Annotated in this window: 18 protein-coding genes and 1 pseudogene; 9 read left to right on the top strand and 10 right to left on the bottom strand. The window is 71.4% G+C overall.

Translation table 11 applies throughout. From position 1 onward, the window contains the following. From BJ961_RS29430 to BJ961_RS29415, 4 genes are all read left to right on the top strand, one after another. On the top strand, nucleotides 1-981 hold the full coding sequence (locus tag BJ961_RS29430; RefSeq protein WP_271415818.1) for an SCO2521 family protein: 981 nt from the start codon (nucleotides 1-3) through the stop codon (nucleotides 979-981). A gap of 94 nt (nucleotides 982-1,075) precedes the next feature. Continuing rightward, nucleotides 1,076-2,191, top strand: a complete 1,116-nt coding sequence (locus BJ961_RS29425) for a hypothetical protein (RefSeq protein WP_271415817.1) — start codon at nucleotides 1,076-1,078, stop codon at nucleotides 2,189-2,191. An 83-nt stretch (nucleotides 2,192-2,274) separates the two neighbouring features. Beyond that, on the top strand, nucleotides 2,275-3,561 hold the full coding sequence (locus BJ961_RS29420) for a sensor histidine kinase (RefSeq protein ID WP_271415816.1): 1,287 nt from the start codon (nucleotides 2,275-2,277) through the stop codon (nucleotides 3,559-3,561). Next, the gene (locus tag BJ961_RS29415; RefSeq protein WP_271415815.1) at nucleotides 3,558-4,256 is read left to right on the top strand and encodes a response regulator; all 699 of its coding nucleotides are present in this window, start codon (nucleotides 3,558-3,560) and stop codon (nucleotides 4,254-4,256) included. The genes BJ961_RS29420 and BJ961_RS29415 overlap by 4 nt, the downstream gene beginning before the upstream one ends. A gap of 9 nt (nucleotides 4,257-4,265) precedes the next feature. Here BJ961_RS29415 and BJ961_RS29410 read toward each other — a convergent pair whose 3' ends face one another. The 4 genes and pseudogenes from BJ961_RS29410 to BJ961_RS29395 form a co-directional block, all read right to left on the bottom strand. Beyond that, entirely contained in the window at nucleotides 4,266-5,765 is a 1,500-nt protein-coding gene (locus BJ961_RS29410) for an alpha/beta hydrolase (protein WP_271415814.1), read from the bottom strand. Between the two features lie 153 nt (nucleotides 5,766-5,918). Next, nucleotides 5,919-6,557, bottom strand: coding sequence for an HAD-IA family hydrolase (locus tag BJ961_RS29405; protein WP_271415813.1), 639 nt, complete (start codon nucleotides 6,555-6,557; stop codon nucleotides 5,919-5,921). A 152-nt stretch (nucleotides 6,558-6,709) separates the two neighbouring features. Further along, nucleotides 6,710-7,549, bottom strand: coding sequence for a DUF397 domain-containing protein (locus BJ961_RS36060; protein ID WP_333782107.1), 840 nt, complete (start codon nucleotides 7,547-7,549; stop codon nucleotides 6,710-6,712). A gap of 153 nt (nucleotides 7,550-7,702) precedes the next feature. After that, nucleotides 7,703-7,858: pseudogene (locus BJ961_RS29395) on the bottom strand (transcriptional regulator); the annotation flags it as partial. 365 nt (nucleotides 7,859-8,223) lie between these two features. On the opposite strand from BJ961_RS29395, the gene BJ961_RS29385 reads away from it, so the two are divergent. Genes BJ961_RS29385 through BJ961_RS29375 form a run of 3 tightly spaced genes read left to right on the top strand, consistent with a single transcriptional unit; the run spans nucleotide 8,224 to nucleotide 10,080 of the window. After that, the gene (locus tag BJ961_RS29385; protein WP_271415811.1) at nucleotides 8,224-8,445 is read left to right on the top strand and encodes a hypothetical protein; all 222 of its coding nucleotides are present in this window, start codon (nucleotides 8,224-8,226) and stop codon (nucleotides 8,443-8,445) included. 22 nt (nucleotides 8,446-8,467) lie between these two features. Further along, nucleotides 8,468-9,217, top strand: coding sequence for a DNA repair protein RecO (gene recO, locus BJ961_RS29380; RefSeq protein WP_271415810.1), 750 nt, complete (start codon nucleotides 8,468-8,470; stop codon nucleotides 9,215-9,217). A 29-nt stretch (nucleotides 9,218-9,246) separates the two neighbouring features. Continuing rightward, nucleotides 9,247-10,080, top strand: a complete 834-nt coding sequence (locus tag BJ961_RS29375) for an isoprenyl transferase (RefSeq protein WP_271415809.1) — start codon at nucleotides 9,247-9,249, stop codon at nucleotides 10,078-10,080. 64 nt (nucleotides 10,081-10,144) lie between these two features. Here the strand turns inward: BJ961_RS29375 and BJ961_RS29370 are convergent, their stop codons facing one another. The 4 genes from BJ961_RS29370 to BJ961_RS29355 form a co-directional block, all read right to left on the bottom strand. After that, nucleotides 10,145-10,564 carry a Fur family transcriptional regulator gene (locus BJ961_RS29370; protein WP_271415808.1) on the bottom strand — a complete coding sequence of 140 codons (420 nt, stop codon included), beginning with the start codon at nucleotides 10,562-10,564 and terminating at the stop codon, nucleotides 10,145-10,147. Nucleotides 10,565-10,626: 62 nt separating this feature from the next. Next, nucleotides 10,627-11,529, bottom strand: coding sequence for a metal ABC transporter permease (locus BJ961_RS29365; protein ID WP_271415807.1), 903 nt, complete (start codon nucleotides 11,527-11,529; stop codon nucleotides 10,627-10,629). Next, entirely contained in the window at nucleotides 11,529-12,299 is a 771-nt protein-coding gene (locus tag BJ961_RS29360; RefSeq protein ID WP_271415806.1) for a metal ABC transporter ATP-binding protein, read from the bottom strand. Before BJ961_RS29360 ends, BJ961_RS29365 begins: the two co-directional genes overlap by 1 nt. A gap of 42 nt (nucleotides 12,300-12,341) precedes the next feature. Beyond that, on the bottom strand, nucleotides 12,342-13,319 hold the full coding sequence (locus tag BJ961_RS29355) for a zinc ABC transporter substrate-binding protein (protein WP_271415805.1): 978 nt from the start codon (nucleotides 13,317-13,319) through the stop codon (nucleotides 12,342-12,344). A 160-nt stretch (nucleotides 13,320-13,479) separates the two neighbouring features. Here BJ961_RS29355 and BJ961_RS29350 point away from each other — a divergent pair, with 160 nt between their 5' ends. Next, a complete protein-coding gene (locus BJ961_RS29350; protein WP_271415804.1) occupies nucleotides 13,480-14,862 on the top strand; it encodes a glycine--tRNA ligase in 1,383 nt (460 codons plus the stop codon). 103 nt (nucleotides 14,863-14,965) lie between these two features. Here BJ961_RS29350 and BJ961_RS29345 read toward each other — a convergent pair whose 3' ends face one another. Next, nucleotides 14,966-16,039 carry a chitinase gene (locus BJ961_RS29345; RefSeq protein WP_271415803.1) on the bottom strand — a complete coding sequence of 358 codons (1,074 nt, stop codon included), beginning with the start codon at nucleotides 16,037-16,039 and terminating at the stop codon, nucleotides 14,966-14,968. Between the two features lie 113 nt (nucleotides 16,040-16,152). After that, nucleotides 16,153-17,604, bottom strand: coding sequence for an MFS transporter (locus tag BJ961_RS29340; RefSeq protein ID WP_271415802.1), 1,452 nt, complete (start codon nucleotides 17,602-17,604; stop codon nucleotides 16,153-16,155). Nucleotides 17,605-17,714: 110 nt separating this feature from the next. On the opposite strand from BJ961_RS29340, the gene BJ961_RS29335 reads away from it, so the two are divergent. After that, complete coding sequence (locus BJ961_RS29335; RefSeq protein WP_271417202.1) at nucleotides 17,715-18,611, top strand: MmyB family transcriptional regulator; 897 nt, start codon at nucleotides 17,715-17,717, stop codon at nucleotides 18,609-18,611. Nucleotides 18,612-18,625 lie beyond the last annotated feature (14 nt).

Here is an 18,625-nt window from a genome sequence, read left to right as displayed (position 1 = left end):
ATGGCGCAGCGGCAGAGCACCCCGCCCGCTGTACTCGCCTGCGGTGAGATCCGCACCTGCCTGCTGCCCGCCCGGCAGGCCCTCGACATCCGCTCCGCCGCCCAGCTCATCGGGCTGCGCGCCGACGAACGCGTCCTGCTCTCCGAACGCCCCGGTCTCTACGCGCGTTCCCCCGACACCCTCACCGGCGTCGACTGCCCCCTGCCGAGCGCCAACGGCGCCCGGATCCGCGCCGTCGGCACCGTCGCCGCGCACGCGGCGCTCACCGAGGGCCGCGTCCTGCAGACCTCGGCGCACTGCCGGCTGCCCGCCACCGGCCCCGACCAGCGACGGCCGTGGGGCGAGTACCTGGTGCGGCCCGGGGTCGTCGAACCGCTCGGGAAGCTCCCGTACGAAGCGGTCGCGCAGGGTGTGCTCGCCGGCCCGCGCCACGGCGACCTCGACGTCGGCCTGATCGCCGACGGACTGCTCACCCGTCTGCTGCGCCACCCGCTGCTCGACCAGCGCCCGCCCTTCCGGTCCCGCCCCACCCGGCTGCGCTGGGCGGCCCTGCCCGCCGGGGCGGGGGAGGGGCCCTCCATCGAGCGGTTCACCCTGGCCGAGGACGAACTGCGCACCGTACGCCTGCGCGTGCCCGAGGGCACCGCGGACGCCGACCTCGCCGCGCTCTGCGACGACCTCGCCCTGCACGACTGGCTGCTCACCACCGTCGTCCACATGCTCGACGGCCTCCGCCTGGGCGCCGGGGCGGCGCAGGACACGGGCGCCGTCGTGCGGACGCTGCGCCCGGCCGTCGACCACCTGCTGCACCTGTGGATGCCGCGGGCCCGGGTGGCCGCCGAACTGGCGGCGCTGTGGGACCCGCTGGAGGAGCGGCCGGGATTCACCCGGCAGTGGCAGGCGCTGGTGCAGCGCATCCGCGACCAGCTCACCCTGCACGCCATACCGGCACCTCACCGGGAGGTGGAACCAGCGCCCTGACCGCGGCCCCTGATCCCCGGGGGCCAGGCATCCGACCCGCAGGCACATCCCCGCACCCCGATCCGACGCGTATCCCAACGGGGGGAGAAGCGAGATGAGCACGGCACAGTCACCCCGACCCGACGACAGCGCACGCACGACGAACCCGTTCGACCCGAGGGGGGAGTCCCCCTGGGCCCGCAGGCTGCTGGTGGCCGTGGTCGCCGGTGGTCTCTTCTGGAGCGTCACGGCGCTCCTGGACCCGGACGCCGGCGTACTGCGGCAGTTCGCGGCCGCCGTGCTCTGCGCCGGCGCCGTACTGGCCGTCCAGTACGTCCTCGGCCTGGCCCCGCGGCCGGGACAGCGGCGGCTGGACCAGCACACCCGGCGGGTGGAGAGCGCCCTCGCCGAGAACACCGCCGCCGTACGCGACGGCCTGAACCGGTACGACGACGAGCTGAAGTCGGGCCTGACCCGGCACACCGAGGACGTCAAGCAGCTGGTCGAGACCCACGTCACCCAGGTCGACCACCGGACCGCCGAGTCCGGGCACCCGCTGGTGCCGGTCCGCATCGACAGCGTGCCCGACCTGGCCAAGGGCTTCGCCGACGTCCTGCTGCCGGGCCCCTCCCTCCTCCACACCTTCGTCCACCTGGAGATGTCCCGGGTGGTCGGCCACATGGCGGACCTCACCAACCTGAGCGCGGAGTGCCCCGGCGAGAACCACGACTGGATGCTCACCCTCACCCGGGCCGCCGAGCAGTCCATCCTCGCCACCAGTACCTCCGTCGACCGGCAGTTCTGGAACAGCGAGCCCGCCGGCCGCTACCTCGACGCCCAGCAGGCGGCGATCGACGAACAGGGCGTCGCCGTGCGCCGGCTGTTCCTGCTGGAGAGCGCCCGCGAACTCGACGACCGGCTGCTGCGGCTGTGCGAGGAGCAGGAACTGCGCCGCATCGACGTACGCGCGGCGGTCCTGCCCGAACTGCCTCCGCACCTCCAGCGCGGGACCACCAACGACTTCATCCTCTACGACGAGGAGGTGTCGTTCGAGATCGAGCAGGACCTGCGCGACGTCAACGTCCGCACCCGGCTCACCGCACGCCAGGACTACGTACGCGACCGGCTCAAACGCTTCCGGGAACTGTGGGACGCGGGCATGGGGCTGCGGGAACTGGAGGTGCGCGTCGACGACGAGGAGGACGGCAACTGGATGGTCGACCGGGCCTGAGCGCCCTGCCGGGGACCGGCCCCCCACGGCCCGGTCCGCGTACCGATTACCCTTCGACCGCACAGTTGCTCGATCATGGATCGATGAGGGAAGGCCAAGCAGTTCGTGTACCAGCGGGTCCGGCGGCACCGACCGGGGCGGGCCCCGGCTCCCGCGCGAGCCTGCCGGCCGCCGCGACCGCGCGGCTGCGTCTGCTGTGGCGGTGGTGGGAGGCACGCCCCGCCGTCGTCAGGGACCGTGAGTTCGCGCTCGTCTTCACGGTCCTGTCGTTCACGCCCCCGTTGTCGCTGATCGGGGCGCAGTTCGGGGATCTGCCCGTCCAGGAGGCCTCCGTCGCGAGCGTGCTGCTGACTCTGGGGCAGACCCTGCCGGTCGCGGTGCGCACCCGGTGGCCGGCCGCGTGCCTCGCCATGACGGGCGCGTCGTTCGCGGTCCACCAGTCCCTCGGCGCCCCCACGACCTTCGGCAGCCTGGGCCTGTACATCGCGCTGTACTCCGTGGGCGCCCACCAGGAACGCTTCCGGCAGACCGTGCCGCTGACGGCCACGGGCGGATGCGTGCTGTTCTGTGTCGTCCTGCACCTGCTGGGCTCGCCCACCGGCCCGATCGACTTCCTGCTCATCTACCTGGTCCTGGTGACGGTGTGGGGCCTGGGCGCCCTGGCCCGCAGGCAGCGGAGACAGGAGGCCGCGCGTCGACGCCTGACCGCGCAGGTGGCCATCGCCGAGGAACGCAGTCGTATGGCAAGGGAGTTGCACGACGTGGTGACCCATCATGTGACCGCCATGGTCGTGCAGTCCGGCGCGGCCCAGTACCTCACACAGTCGCCGGACCGGCTCAACGACGCACTCCACGCCATCAACGGCAGCGGCCGCCGCGCACTGGCCGAACTCCGCTTCCTCCTCGGCGTGCTGGAGGCGACCGGTGAGTCGCGGCCCGAGGGGTCGGCGCCGCCGGTGCCCGGCCTGGTGCCCGATCTGGTGGAGCAGATTCGGGCGGGCGGCCAGCCCGTCGAACTGATCGAGGAGGGCCGGCAGCCCGACACGGCGGTGGGCGCCCGGCTCGCCGCCTACCGCATCGTGCAGGAATCCCTCACGAACGCCGTGAAGTACGCCCCGGGCCGCCGGACGCTGGTACGGCTCGCGCACACGCCGGACTGGACGGAGGTCGAGGTCACCACCGCCGGGGCGGGCGACGGCACCGCCGAGTCCGTCGCCCTCCGCGACGGCGGCCCGCACGTCTCGGGAGGCCGGGGCCTGACCGGGCTGCGGGAACGGGTGGAGGCGCTGGGCGGCGAGTTCGCGGCGGGCTTCCGCCCGGAGGGCGGGTTCCGCGTGCACGCGCGCATCCCCGCGGGAGGTACCGCGTGAGTGTTCCACCCGCTCCCATCAGGGTGCTGATCTGCGAGGACCAGGCCCTCGTGCGCACCGGCTTCGTCACGATCCTCTCCTCCCAGCCCGACATGGAGGTCGTGGGCGAGGCCACGGACGGCCGGGCCGCGATCCGCTGCACGCGGGAACTGGAACCGGACGTCGTCGTCATGGACATCCGCATGCCCCTCGTCGACGGCATAGAGGCCACGCGCCAGCTCGCCGGCCCCGCGTCCCCCAGCCCCGCGAAGATCCTCATCGTCACCACGTTCAACGTCGACACGTACGTGTACGAGGCCCTGCGGGCCGGAGCCAGCGGCTTCCTGCTGAAGGACGCCGCACCGCCCGAACTGATCAACGCGGTCCGCACCGTCGCCCGCGGCGAGTCCCTGCTGTCCCCCGCGGTCACCCGCGCCCTCATCGGCCGCCACGCCGAACACCTGCGTCCCCCCGCCGCCCCCGCGTCCCCCGAACTCGAACGCCTCAAGGTCCTCACCGGCCGCGAGCGCGAAGTCCTCCTCCTGGTCAGCGAGGGTCTGTCGAACGCGGAGATCGCCGCCGAGATGTTCATCAGCCCGGAGACCGTGAAGACCTACGTCTCCCGCATCCTCACCAAGCTGGACCTTCGCGATCGCGTCCAGGCGGTGGTCCTGGCGTACCGGGCCGGCCTGGCCGGGGGCGGCGACCAGACCTGAGCGGGCCGGTCAGCGGCAGTAGGCGTCCGCGTCCGGCCGCTGCCCCGTCGCGAGGAACCGGGAGACCGCGGCGTCCCCGCAGGCGTTGCCGTTGGCCAGGTAGGCGTCGTGGCCGGTGGAGTTCACGGTGACCATGACCGCACGCCGACCGAGCGCCTCCCGCATGAGTGCCGCCCCGGCGAGCGGGGTGTTGACGTCCCGTTCGTTCTGCACCAGGAGGACGTTGGACGGACCGCGGTCCGTGATGCGCACCGGCGCCTCACGCGGCACGGTGGGCCAGGCCGCGCAGAGCATGGCGTTGCGGGGCATACCGGCGGTGAGCGGGTACTTGGCGCGGCTCTCGGCGACGCCCTTCTCGTACACGCCCGGGGACGAGGGCCACGCCACGTCGTTGCAGAGCGTCCCGGCGCCCACGGCGGTGACGTTCTGCAGCACGGCCGCGGGCGGTGCCTCGGGCGCGGGCGGCACGGTGCCCTGCTCCGCGGCCCGCATCAGCCGGGCGAGAGTCGGGTAGCGGCTGGGGGAGGCGAAGGTCTCCAGCATGGTCTGGCGCAGCACGTTGCCGTTCAGCTCCTCCGGATTGGCACCGGGCCACGGGATGGGCTCCCGGTCCAGCCGGGCGGCCAGCCGCAGGAACAACGGCCGCACATCGGCGGCCCGGCGGGCCACACGGTCCGGGTTGCCGGGCTTCGACGCCCAGGCGGCGAAGTGCGGGAAGGTGTCCTCGACCCCCTGCTCGTGGGCCGCGAGCCAGGCGCGGTTGACCCGGGCCGGGTCGGGGTTGTCGACGCTGTCCAGCACGATCCGGTCGGTGCGGTGCGGGAACAACTGCCCGTACACGGCGCCGACGTACGTCCCGTACGACACGCCCCACGCGGAGATCCTCCGCTCCCCGAGCGCGGCCCGGAGGCGGTCGATGTCACGGGCCTCGTTGGCGGTGCTGAGGTGATTGATCAGCTCACCGCCGTTGCGCGCACACGCGTCGGCCATCCGCCGGGCGGTGACGAGGTTCCCGTCGACCGAGCCGTCGGGGGCGGGCCAGGGGCGGAGCTTCGAGGTGGCGAGGTCGCCGTGCTCCAGCCCGCAGTCGACGGGGGTGGACGGGGCGAGCCCGCGCGGTGCGAACCCGACGAGGTCGTAGGCGTCGCGGACCTCCTCGGGCAGCTTCTGCCCCTTCCCCGAGGGGTCGTTGAGGCTCGAGCCGCCCGGCCCGCCGGCGATGAGGAGCAGGGTCCCGCGCCGGACGCCCGGCCTTTCGGCGGGTATGCGCGAGACGGCCATCTCGACGCGGGGGCCGTCCGGATCGGCGTAGTCCATCGGTACGTCCAGGGTGGCGCACTCCTGCCGGGGGTCGAGACCGGTGCCCTCACAGGCGGACCAGGTGAGGGCTTCGGGCGCACTCCCGCCCGCCGCGGAGGCGGTCACCGGTGCGGTGACGCCGAGGAGGGCGGTGGACACGCCGACGATGGCGGCGTTGCGGATGCTTCTGCTTCGCTTGCGCTGTGTCATGCGACGAGCCTCACGCACGCCCGGGGGCCGCTCCATCCGGGCAACTACCTGAAAACCACGGGGGTTTGCCCCACGTACGCGTCTCAGGGTCATCCCCGACCAGTGTGTTGTCGAGGTCCGGCGACCGCGGTGGCGTACCTGGCAGGACATTGATCACGGCGTGTTCAAAAACCCTCGGGCAAGCAGTAGTTCGCGCACCTCGTCGAGAGACACCGCGCACATGTGGGCCCGGCTGAGTGCCACTGCCGTGTGGGTCGTCGTCAGACCGATCACGGTGCACCCCGCCGCCACCGCCGCACATATGCCCGCCGGTGCGTCCTCCACGACCACGCACGCCGACGGGTCCACACCGAGGCGGGAGGCGGCCAGCGCGAAACAGTCCGGGGCGGGCTTCGCCTGTTCGACGTCGCTGCCGTAGACCCGTACGGCGGGCAGAGGGAGCCCGGTCGCCGCGAAACGGGCCTCCACGAAGGCCCGGTCGCCAGAGGTCACGATCGCCCAGGCTCGCCCGGACAGGGCCCGCAGCAGCCTCACGGCTCCGCCGACCGGCAAGATGCCGTCCCTCTCCTTGGCCAACAGCTCGTCGAGCGACTGCCGTTCGGCTGCCGGGTCGAGGTGGGCCGCGGCATCCTTCACGGTGTCCTCCGGGCGCCGGCCGAAGGTGAGCCGCCACACCTTCTCGGCGTCCAGCCCCCGCGACAGCGCCCAGGAGTTCCACACCCTGCGGTGAGCTGCCGCCGAGTCCAGCAGGACGCCGTCGACGTCGAAGAGTACGGCGGAGATCATGCGCATGGGGGGCCTCGTCGTGAGTCGTGGTGGGTGCTCAGGGAGTTGGAGGAGTGGCTGTGGGGCCGCCCGCTTCTTGGTCAGTGTCGTGCTTCCGCGATCCGCGTCAAGGGCGCTCCGCTGTCGCTGCGCGTCGCCTTCGGCGATGACCCTTCGGGTCACCCTTGACTCGGCTCGCTCCAGCACGGGTGAGAAGCGTGCGGGCGGCCGGGGGAGGGTGGGTGTCCCGGGTACGTCGGTCCCCGACGTCGGTTTGCCGGTCGCCCGGTGTGAGGGGCGCGTCCGCGTCTCGCCAGCACGCCGGGCGGGCTTAGCGTCTGCCACCCGGTGGGTGGGCGTCTGCCGCCCGGTGGGTGGGTGGGTGGGTAGGTGGGTGCCGCTGCTGGTGGGTGGGTGGGTGGGTGGTGCGTGGTGGGTTCAGCGTCTGCCGCCCGGTGGGGGTGATTGGTCGTATGGGGGGGCGGGGGGCCTGTCGAAAACCGAGGACAGAATCGCGATTTTGTCCTCGGTTTTTGGGAGGGGTCCCGGGGGGGGCGGTGTTCTCGCGCTTCGCAGGACGCAACCGCTCGCGGCCGCCCGGCTACAGTCGGTCGACTGTCCGTGGCCGCCTGCCTGCCCGCGGACGGCCGCCTCGTCTTGGCAGGCTGCCCACTGGCCGTTGGCCGCTGAGGCGGCGTGGCGTGCATGCGAGGTGCTGGTGCGTTCCTCGTGCCGGGGACTGGGTGGCCGGCCCGGGGGACCGGCGTGCGTCGGTCACCCGTTTTCCGGGCCGCTCGCTCGCTTCTCCCTCGTGCTGGAGCGAGCCGAGTCAAGGGTGGCCCGCAGGGCCATCGGCGGAGCCGACGCGGAGCGTCAGCGGAGCGCCCTTTACTCGGGTCGTGGAGGCACGACACTGGCAAGGAAGCGAGTGGCCCCACGGTGCGTACGAACTCCGTCCAGGCCGCCGACCCGACGACGATCACGGGTCCACCGTTCACTCTGCTGTCCCGGACGGGCACGCCGCCGGTGACCGTCGGTGACTTCGAGGCACTCCTCGCCGCCGCTCCCGCCGCTGTAGCTGTTCTTGCGCCAGCATGCGTTGGCCAAGTCGCATCCGCGCGCTTGCCCGTCTGCGGGTGTGCGCCGGCAGCGAACGGATTGCTCGCGAGTGCGCCACCGGTTTGCGGTGAGTCGTCAATCCGCTGTGCCACATCCAGTTGCGGTTTCCGAATTGCCTGTTCGAACTGGCCGATGTAGCCCCTGAGGGCGAATGCCCTTTTGCGCAGCCCGACTTGGGTGATTCCGGTGTCTTCCCGCCGCCGTTTCAGTTCTGTTCAGAAGAACTCCCACGCAGCCTGCCGTGAACCATTGGCCATAACCAACCCCCATGTGCTGAACCGCACTTGTCGTGCGCATACTCCGGCCGAGTGTAGGCACGTCGCGGCATTCTGGGGACACGAAGAGTGAAACCGTAAAGGGAAGGGAACACGGTGGAAGCACGGCACTCGGCGCTCTGCGTCGAAGGAGCGGAGGACACGGTGAAAGAATTGCGCGCGGCGCTCGCGGAGACGGGAATTATTCTTCCCCCACTCGGGCTCGACCCGGTGAGTCTCGCGCGGGAGGCGCCCTGCCCGCTCGTCGAATGGGGGCGGTGTTCCGTCGAGACCGCGCGGCGACTCGCGGCGGCGCTTCGATGATGACGACGCCGCCCGTCGGCACCTACGCCGTGGACCTCCGCAGCGGGCGCGTCGGCGTCGTCATAGGGCACGAGGGGCCGTACGTGCAGATGCGGCCGTACGGAGGCGGCCGGGAGTGGGACGCCGAGCCGGGTGACGTACGTCACGCCACCCCGTCCGAGCGGCTGAGCGCGGCGATGGCGTACACGAACGCCCGGAGCCGGGGCGAGGTGCCTTGAAGCATGCGCGAGAATGGGCGGCATGAGTCTGTTCCGCGACGACGGCATCGTGCTGCGCACCCAGAAGCTGGGTGAGGCGGACCGGATCATCACGTTGCTCACACGCGGTCACGGGCGGGTACGCGCCGTGGCGCGCGGGGTGCGGCGCACGAAGTCGAAGTTCGGGGCGCGGCTGGAGCCGTTCTCGCACGTGGACGTGCAGTTCTTCTCGAAAAGCAGCGAGCTGGTCGGGCGCGGGCTGCCGCTGTGCACGCAGAGCGAGACGATCGCGCCGTACGGCGGCGGGATCGTCACCGACTATCCCCGCTACACCGCGGGGACCGCCATGCTGGAGACGGCCGAGCGGTTCACCGACCACGAGGGGGAGCCGGCGGTGCAGCAGTACCTGCTGCTGGTCGGCGCGCTCCGGACCCTCGCCCGGGGCGAGCACGCGCCCACCCTCGTTCTCGACGCGTTCCTGCTGCGCTCGCTGGCCGTCAACGGGTACGCCCCGACCTTCGGGGACTGCGCGAAGTGCGGCATGCCCGGTCCGAACCGGTTCTTCTCGGTCGGCTCGGGCGGCTCCGTCTGCGTCGACTGCCGGGTGCCCGGCAGCGTCGTACCCTCGCCGCAGGCCCTGGACCTGCTCGGCGCGCTGCTCGCGGGGGACTGGGGGACGGCGGACGCGTGCGAGTCGCGGTACGTCCGGGAGGGGAGCGGGCTGGTGTCCGCGTACCTGCACTGGCACCTGGAGCGCGGGCTGCGCTCCCTGCGGTACGTCGAGAAGTCCTAGAAAGCACAGTACGAGGAGACGAGAGACACATGGCCGTACGCGGGATCCTGGGGCGGCAGCGCCGGGAGTACAGGACGCCGGAGCCGCACCCGTCCGGCGCGCGTCCGCCGAAGCTCGGTGAGCTGGTTCCGGAGCATGTGGCGATCGTCATGGACGGCAACGGGCGCTGGGCCAAGGAGCGCGGGCTGCCGCGCACCGAGGGGCACAAGGTCGGTGCCGAGCAGGTCATGGACGTGCTTCAGGGCGGGATCGAGATGGGCGTAGGGAACATCTCCCTGTACGCCTTCTCCACCGAGAACTGGAAGCGCTCGCCGGACGAGGTGCGCTTCCTGATGAACTTCAACCGCGACTTCATCCGCAAGTCCCGCGACACCCTCGACGACCTCGGGGTGCGGGTGCGCTGGGCGGGGCGGATGCCCAAGCTGTGGAAGTCGGTGGCCAAGGAGCTGCAGGTCGCTCAGGAGCAGACCAAGGACAACGACAGGCTCACGCTGTACTTCTGCATGAACTACGGCGGGCGGGCCGAGATCGCCGACGCGGCGCAGGCCCTCGCCGAGGACGTGCGGGCCGGGAGGCTCGACCCGTCGAAGGTGAACGAGAAGACGCTCGCGAAGTACCTGTACTACCCGGACATGCCGGACGTGGACCTGTTCCTGCGGCCGAGCGGGGAGCAGCGGACGTCCAACTACCTGCTCTGGCAGAGCGCGTACGCCGAGATGGTCTTCCAGGACGTCCTGTGGCCGGACTTCGACCGGCGCGACCTGTGGCGGGCCTGCCTGGAGTTCGCCTCCCGGGACCGCCGCTTCGGCGGCGCCATCCCCAACGAGGAGCTTCTGGCCATGGAGGGCCGCAGTACCCAGTGAGTTGAGGACGAGGCCGTTCAGGCCGATACAGGGGCCCGGGGCGGCAGCCCCGGCCCCACCCCGCTCAACCGCCGGAGGCCCCCGCGCAGTCCGCGCAGGTGCCGAAGATCTCCACGGTGTGGGCGACGTTGACGTAGCCGTGCTCCGCGGCGATGGCCTCGGCCCACTTCTCCACCGCGGGGCCCTCCACCTCGACCGCCTTGCCGCAGGCGCGGCAGACCAGGTGGTGGTGGTGGTCTCCGGTGGAGCAGCGGCGGTAGACGGACTCGCCGTCGGCGGTGCGCAGGACGTCGACCTCGCCGGCGTCGGCGAGGGACTGCAGGGTGCGGTAGACCGTGGTGAGCCCGACCGAGTCGCCCTTGTGCTTGAGCATGTCGTGGAGCTCCTGCGCGCTGCGGAACTCCTCGACCTCCTGGAGGGCAGCCGACACGGCGGCCCGCTGCCGGGTGCTGCGGCCCTTCACGGGCGGTCCAGCGGTCGTCACCGGATTCCTCCTCACGTCTTCGCGGCTTGCCGGGCCATTGTGCCAGCCCGGTTCGCCCGCGGTCAGACGCCGACCTCGTCGGCGGCCCCCCGGGCGGCCGGAATCTTGCACTCCGCCGGATCCGCGGCGGGCCGGGCGGCGGCGAGTGCCCGCGCGCGTCGCCGGGCCAGCGGGGCGGCCAGCACGCTCAGCACGATGAACGCGCCGATGGTGAACAGCACGATCGTCGCGCCGGGCGGCACGTCCTGGTAGTACGAGGTGACCGTGCCGCCGATCGTCACGCTCACGCCGATCGCGACGGCGATCGCGAAGGTGGCGGCGAAGCTGCGGGTGAGCTGCTGCGCGGCGGCCACCGGGACCACCATCAGCGCCGACACGAGGAGCAGCCCGACCACGCGCATCGCGACGGTCACCGTGACCGCCGCCGTGACGGCCGTCAGCAGGTTCAGCGCGCGCACCGGCAGGCCGGTGACCCGGGCGAACTCCTCGTCCTGGCTGACGGCGAACAGCTGGCGGCGCAGGCCGACGGTGACGAGGACCACGAACGCGGCCAGCAGGCAGATCGCGCTGACGTCGGACTCGGAGACCGTCGAGAGGGAGCCGAAGAGGTACGAGGTGAGGTTGGCGTTGGAGCCTCCCGGCGCGAGGTTGATGAACATCACGCCGCCGGCCATGCCGCCGTAGAAGAGCATGGCGAGGGCGATGTCGCCGCGGGTCTTGCCGTACCAGCGGATCAGCTCCATGAGGACCGCGCCGAGGACGGAGACCAGGGTCGCCATCCACACCGGGGACCAGGAGAGCAGGAAGCCGAGGCCGACGCCGGTCATCGCCACGTGGCCGATGCCGTCGCCCATGAGGGCCTGGCGGCGCTGGACCAGGTAGATGCCGATGGCGGGGGCGGTGATGCCGACCAGGACGGCGGCGAGCAGCGCCCGCTGCATGAAGGCGTAGTTCAGGATTTCCATCAGCTCAGCAGTCCCGTACGGATCGGTTCGGCGCCCGCGGGTGCGTGCGGGTGGACGTGGTCGTGGCCGGGCAGGGCGTGTTGGCCGACGGCCTCGGGCGGTGGGCCGTCGTGCAGGACGCAGCCGTCGCGGAGCACCACGGCCCGGTCGATCAGCGGCTCCAGGGGGCCAAGCTCGTGCAGGACGAGGAGGACGGTGGCGCCTTCCGCGACCTGCCCCCGCAGGGTCGCCGCCAGCACCTCCTGGCTGGCCAGGTCGACGCCCGCCATCGGCTCGTCCATGATCAGCAGTTCGGGTTCGGCGGCGAGCGCGCGGGCGATCAGCACGCGCTGGTGCTGGCCGCCGGAGAGGGCGTCCACCGAGTCCTTGGCGCGGTCGGCCATGCCGACCAGGTCGAGGGCGCGGCGTACGGCCTCGTGGTCGGCCCGGCGCAGGACGCCGAAGCGGGCCCGGGAGAGCCGGCCCGAGGAGACCACCTCGGTCACCGTGGCGGGGACGCCGCCCGCGGCCGTGGTGCGCTGCGGGACGTAGCCCAGGCGCCCCCAGTCGCGGAAGCGGCGCCTGGGGGTGCCGAACAGCTCGATCTCCCCGTCCGTCACCGGCACCTGGCCGATGATCGTGCGCACGGCCGTGGACTTGCCCGAGCCGTTGGCGCCGAGCAGCGCGACGACCTGGCCGCGCCGCACGGTGAGGTCGATGCCGCGCAGGACGGGGCGTGAGCCCAGCTCGGCGCGGACGCCGCGCAGGGATATGACGGACTCGTCGCTCACGATGTCCTCCGTAACGGTCGAGCTGTTGGGTGAGGCTGTCTACTACTTGGCGCCGAGGGCGGTTTCGAGCGCCTTGAGGTTGGACCGCATGACCGCGACGTAGTCGTCGCCCTTGGACTTGTCGGTGATGCCCTCCAGCGGATCGAGTACGTCCGTCTTCAGGCCCGCGTCCTTGGCGAGGGTCTTCGCGGTCTTGCCGGAGACCAGTGTCTCGTAGAAGACGGTGGTGACGCCGTCGGCCTTGGCCTCCTCCTGGAGTTCCCTGATCCGGGCGGGGCTGGGCTCGCTCTCCGGGTCGAGGCCGTTGATGGCCTCCTGGGTGAGCCCGTAGCGCTCGGCGAGGTAGCCGAAGGCGGCGTGGTTGGTGAAGAAGACCTTGGAGGCGGTGTCCTTCAGGCCGTTCCTGTAGGCCGTGTCCAGGTCGCCCAGCTTCTTCGCCAGGGCCTCGGCGTTCTTGCGGTAGTCGGCGGCGTGGTCCGGGTCGGCCTTCTCGAAGGCCTTCGCGACGCCCTCGGCGATCTCGGCGTACTTCACCGGGTCCAGCCAGACGTGCGGGTCGAGCGCGTGCTCCCCGCCCTCGGAGTGCTCCTCCTCGGCGTGCTCCTCGCCCCCGTGGTCGTGCTCGACGCTCCCGTGGTCCTCGAGCTTCGTCAGCGTGGCCGCGTCGATCTTGGTCTTCACGTCGGACTGGGCGATGGCCTCGTCCACGGCGGGCTGGAGGGACTTGAGATGGAGCACCGCGTCGGCCTCGCCCATCTGCGCGGTCTGCTTGGCGCTCAGCTCCAGGTCGTGCGGTTCCTGGCCGGGTTCGGTGAGCGTGGTGACGTTCACGTGGTCCCCGCCGATCTGCTCGGCGAGGAACTCCATGGGGTAGAACGACGCGACGACGTCGAACTTGTCCGTATGGCCCGCGGTACCCGCCGCCGAGCTGTCGCTGGAGCAGGCGGAGAGGGTCCCGAGGCCGATCGCGGTGGCCGCGGTGACTGCTATGCCGGATATGCGGCGTCGTCGTACGTTCATGACACTCATTTTCAACAAATATGGAAACGGTTGTCAACAAGCGGCCGATTCCGCAGCTGGGAGGCCCCGATTTGGCCGTGGGGCGACCCACGCCGGTAACCTGAAGCATTCTCTGGAAGCATCTCGCTTCGTCGCCCGTCGTCGTAATGAAGAGAGCACCGTGGCCGCCGACAAGATCGACACCATCGTCAGCCTGAGCAAGCGCCGTGGCTTCGTATTCCCCTGCAGTGAGATCTACGGCGGTCAGCGCGCCGCCTGGGACTACGGGCCGCTGGGTGTCGAGCTCAAGGAGAACCTGAAGCGCCAGTGGTGGCGCTACATGGTCACCTCGCGCGAGGACGTCGTCGGTCTCGACTCCTCCGTGATCCTGGCCCCCGAGGTCTGGGTGGCCTCCGGTCACGTCGCCACCTTCACGGACCCGCTGACCGAGTGCACCTCCTGCCACAAGCGGTTCCGCGCGGACCACCTGGAGGAGGCGTACGAGGAGAAGAAGGGCAAGGCTCCGGAGAACGGCCTCGCCGACCTCAACTGCCCCAACTGCGGCAACAAGGGCACCTTCACCGAGCCCAAGCAGTTCTCCGGCCTGCTCTCCACCCACCTCGGCCCGACCCAGGACAGCGGCTCCGTCGCCTACCTGCGGCCCGAGACCGCCCAGGGCATCTTCACCAACTTCGCCCAGGTGCAGACCACTTCGCGGCGCAAGCCGCCGTTCGGCATCGCCCAGATGGGCAAGTCCTTCCGCAACGAGATCACGCCCGGCAACTTCATCTTCCGCACCCGCGAGTTCGAGCAGATGGAGATGGAGTTCTTCGTCAAGCCGGGCGAGGACGAGAAGTGGCAGGAGTACTGGATGGAGCAGCGCTGGAACTGGTACACCGGCCTGGGCCTGCGCGAGGAGAACATGCGGTGGTACGACCACCCGGCCGAGAAGCTCTCCCACTACTCCAAGCGCACCGCCGACATCGAGTACCGCTTCTCCTTCGGCGGCAGTGAGTGGGGCGAGCTGGAGGGTGTCGCCAACCGGACCGACTACGACCTCTCCTCGCACGCCAAGGCCTCCGGCCAGGACCTCTCCTACTACGACCAGGAGGCCCAGGAGCGCTGGACGCCGTACGTCATCGAGCCGGCGGCCGGTGTCGGGCGCGCGATGCTCGCGTTCCTGCTCGACGCGTACATCGAGGACGAGGCGCCGAACGCCAAGGGCAAGCTGGAGAAGCGCACCGTGCTGCGCCTCGACCCGCGGCTGTCCCCGGTGAAGGTCGCGGTGCTGCCGCTGTCCCGCAACCCGGAGCTGTCGCCGAAGGCGAAGGGGCTCGCGCAGGCGCTGCGGCAGAACTGGAACATCGAGTTCGACGACGCCGGGGCGATCGGGCGCCGGTACCGGCGTCAGGACGAGATCGGGACGCCGTTCTGCGTGACGGTGGACTTCGACACGCTCGACGACAACGCGGTGACCGTGCGGGAGCGGGACACGATGAAGCAGGAGCGCGTGTCGCTGGACCAGATCGAGGGGTACCTCGCTTCGAGGCTCGTCGGCTGCTGAACTCCGTTTCGGTGAGGTGCCAGGGGGCTCTGCCCCCTGGACCCCCGGGACCTACGCCCACCCTCCACCCGACTCGGTCGGCTGGAGGGTGGGCGTTCTCGTGTCAGCGGCCCTGGAGGGACTTCACGTTGTCGCCGAAGGTCCAGTTCTTCGAGCCGTCCCAGTTGAGGGACCAGGTCATCAGGCCCTTGAGGGAGCCGTTGTAGTGGTTCCAGGCCTGGGAGACCAGGGACGGTGGCATGTGGCCGCCGCCCGCGCCGGGCTGGGCGGGCAGGCCCGGGACCTGCTTGTCGTAGGGCACCCGGACCGTCGTGCCCTGGATGACCAGGCCCTTGTTCAGGCAGTCGGTCTGGGCGGTGAAGCCCTGCACGGTGCCGGCCGAGTAGGAGTCGCCGGAACAGCCGTACATGCTGCCGTTGTAGTACTGCATGTTCAGCCACCACAGGCGGCCGTTGTCGGCGTACTTCTTGATGATCGGCAGGTACGCGCCCCAGATCGAGCCGTAGACGATGCTGCCGCCGGTGACGTACGCCGTCTCCGGGGCCATCGTGAGGCCGAACTCGGACGGCATGCGGGCCAGGACGCCGTCGATGATGCGGATCAGGTTGGACTGGGACGCGGAGAGCTGGTTGATGCTGCCGCTGCCGGTCAGGCCGGTCTCGATGTCGATGTCGATACCGTCGAAGTTGTACTTCTTGAGGATCGGCACGATCGTGTCGACGAAACGGTCGGCGACGGTGGTCGAGTTGAGGTCGATGCCGGCCGTCGCGCCGCCGATGGAGAGCAGGATCGTCTGCCCGGACGCCTTGGCCGCGCACATCTCCGCGGGCGTCGCGACCTTCACGCCCGTGTCCATGCCGTCCTCCCACAGGGCCGTCCCGTCGGAACGGATCACCGGGAAGGCCGCGTTGAGGACGTTGTAGCCGTGGGCGCCGATCTGGGGGTTGGTGATGGGGGTCCAACCGAAGGGCGGGTGGACGCCGTTGGCGGCGCCGTCCCAGTTCTCCCAGTAGCCCTGGAGGACCTTGCCGGCGGGCTTCGACTTCACGGCACAGGTGTCGGCTGCCGGGGCGGGGGCCGCGCCGGTGGGAGCGGCGGACGCCGTGGCGACTCCCAGGGGGGTGAGGACAGCGGCCGCCAGTGCGGCGGCCAGTAGACGGATCTTGCGGCGGATCATGCCGGGCCTCCCGGTGGGGGTTCGGTGAGGGAGAGTCGTCTTGTGTCGTAGGCATGACAGTGCATTGGTCCAGACCTGTCGTCAAGAGGTCTGGACCAAGTGGCGGGTGTGGTTCAGTCGATCGTCCGCGGCAGGCGCAGGCTCAGCAGGCCGGTCAGCGCCACCGCCGCCAACTGGACCAGCAGCGTCGTCACCAGCGCGTCCCGCATGCCCATGCCCGGGCTCAGCGACAGGAACAGCGTGCCCAGGGTGGCCACTCCCAGGGCGAGCGAGGACTGCTGGGTGGTGATCATGACGCCGCTGCCGACGCCCGCGCGGACGGCCGGCACCTCCGACAGGACGACCCGGAAGATGACGGGGAGCTGGAGCGCCTGGCCCGCACCGGTAATCGCCGCGCCCGGCAGGAGTTCGACCAGGCCGAGGTCGGGCCAGGAGCGCCACGCGGCCAGCGTCATCAGGGCCAGACCGACCCCCTGGAGGGCGGCGCCGGTGGGGACGACGCGCGTGCCGAAGCGGGCGACCAGCCTCGGGCCCGCGAGGGAGAAGAGGAAGAACACCACCGCGAGCGGGGCCAGCGCCAGGCCCGCGGCCACCGGCCCCAGACCCGCGCCCTGCTGCAACGCCACCGCGATGACGAACATGAAGCCGCTGAAGCCGATCGAGAACGGCACGATGAGCAGGAGGCCGCGGCGCAGCGAGACGATCTCGAACAGGCTCGGCGGGACGAGGGGCGTACGGCCCGCTCGGTCCGCCCGGCGCTCCACCGCGTAGAACGCCGCCGCCGAGAACGGGAACGCCGCCAGCGACAGCCACGTCCACAGCGGCCAGCCCGCCGCCCGGCCCTCGGTGAGCGGGACCAGCAGGGTCAGGATCGAGGCGGCCAGCAGGAGGGTGCCGGGGACGTCGACCGGCTCCGGGCGCGCGGAGCGGGTCTCCGGGACCGCGCGGGCGGCCAGGAACAGGCCGACGAGGACGACCGGGACGTTGACGAGGAAGACGGAACGCCAGCCGGTGCCCGCGCCGAACAGAAAAGACAGAGGTGCGGCGGCCACCAGGACGCCGCCAAGGATCTGGCCGGCCACCATCGACAGGCCGGCCGTCGCGCCGTACAGGCTCATGGCCTTCGCGCGCCGGGGACCGGCCGTGGTCGCCTGGATGGTCGCCAGCACCTGCGGCAGCATCGCGGCGGCCGACGCGCCCTGCGCCGCCCGCGCCGCCACCAGCGACCAGGCGTCCGGTGCGAGACCGCAGGCCAGCGAGGTCAGCCCGAAGGCCGCCATGCCGCCCAGGAACAGGCGACGCCGGCCGAAGAGGTCGCCGAGCCGGCCGCCGAGGACCAGCAGAACGGCGTAGGCCACCCCGTATCCGGCGACGACGAGTTCCAGGACCGCCTCGCTCGCGGACAGGTCCGCGCCGATGGTGGGCAGGGCGACGTTGACGATGAAGAAGTCGACGAGCGGGAGTGCCGCGCCCAGCAGCACGGTGAAGAGTCCGAGGCCGCCGAGCGCGGGCGGCGCGTCCGGGGTGCCCGTACGGACGGGGCGTGAAGTGATGGTTTCGGTCACGTGGTCGAGCCTGCGACCGTTTGCAGCGTGGTACCAGAGTCTCCTTATGCTGGTAGTAGGAGTACCTGGCAACAGGGTTCCGGACGGGGCACCCTGGGAGCATGACGACGATGACGGGTCAGGAGACGGCGGCGCAGTCCCCGCCCCGGGACACCGGCTCGGAGATCCGGCGGCACGAGCTGGCCGCCTTCCTGCGCAGCCGCCGCGAACGCCTCGCCCCCGAGCGGGTCGGGCTGCCCCGCGGACGCCGCCGCCGGACACCGGGGCTGCGACGCGAGGAGGTCGCCCAGCTCTCGGCCGTCGGCGTCACCTGGTACACCTGGCTGGAGCAGGCCCGCGACATCCAGGTCTCCGTGCAGGTCCTCGACGCCCTCGCCCGCGCCCTGCTGCTCGACCCCACCGAGCGCGCCCACCTCTTCCAGCTGGCGGGCGCCGTCGACCCGACGCCCGCGACGGTCTGCCCGGCCATCACACCGGCGGTGCGCGCCCTGCTGGAGCGGTTCGAGCCGTACCCCGCCTGTGTGCAGAACAGCCGCTACGACATCCTCGCCCACAACCGGACGTACGGGCTGCTGCTGTGCGACCTGGAGGCCGTGCCGCCCGAGGACCGCAACTGCATGATCCTGTCCTTCACCAACGAGGAGTGGCGGTCCTCGATCGTGCACCTGGAGGAGACGCAGCGGCTGATGGCGGCGCGGTTCCGCGCGACGATGGCCGGCCATCTCGCCGAGCCCGCCTGGAAGATGCTGCTCAAGCGGCTGCGCACCCAGTCACCGGACTTCCGCGAGGCCTGGGAGCGGCACGAGGTCGTCGCGCACCGCGGCAAGCGCAAGGAGTTCCTCAACCGGCACGTCGGGCGGATCCGCGTCGACCACACCGACCTGTGGCTCGGACCGGAAGCCGGGCCCCGCATGGTGACGTACGCCCCGGCCGACGAGGTCTCCCGGGAACGGCTGGAGAAGCTGCACGCCATCGCTCGCGGGCGCGGACCGACGCCGTCGGGGTGAGAGCCCGAGGTGCG

The organism is Streptomyces lienomycini, from assembly GCF_027947595.1.
Lineage (GTDB): Bacteria > Actinomycetota > Actinomycetes > Streptomycetales > Streptomycetaceae > Streptomyces > Streptomyces lienomycini.
The sequence above is the reverse complement of the archived record's forward strand: the minus strand, read 5'-3'. Positions and strand labels throughout refer to the sequence as shown.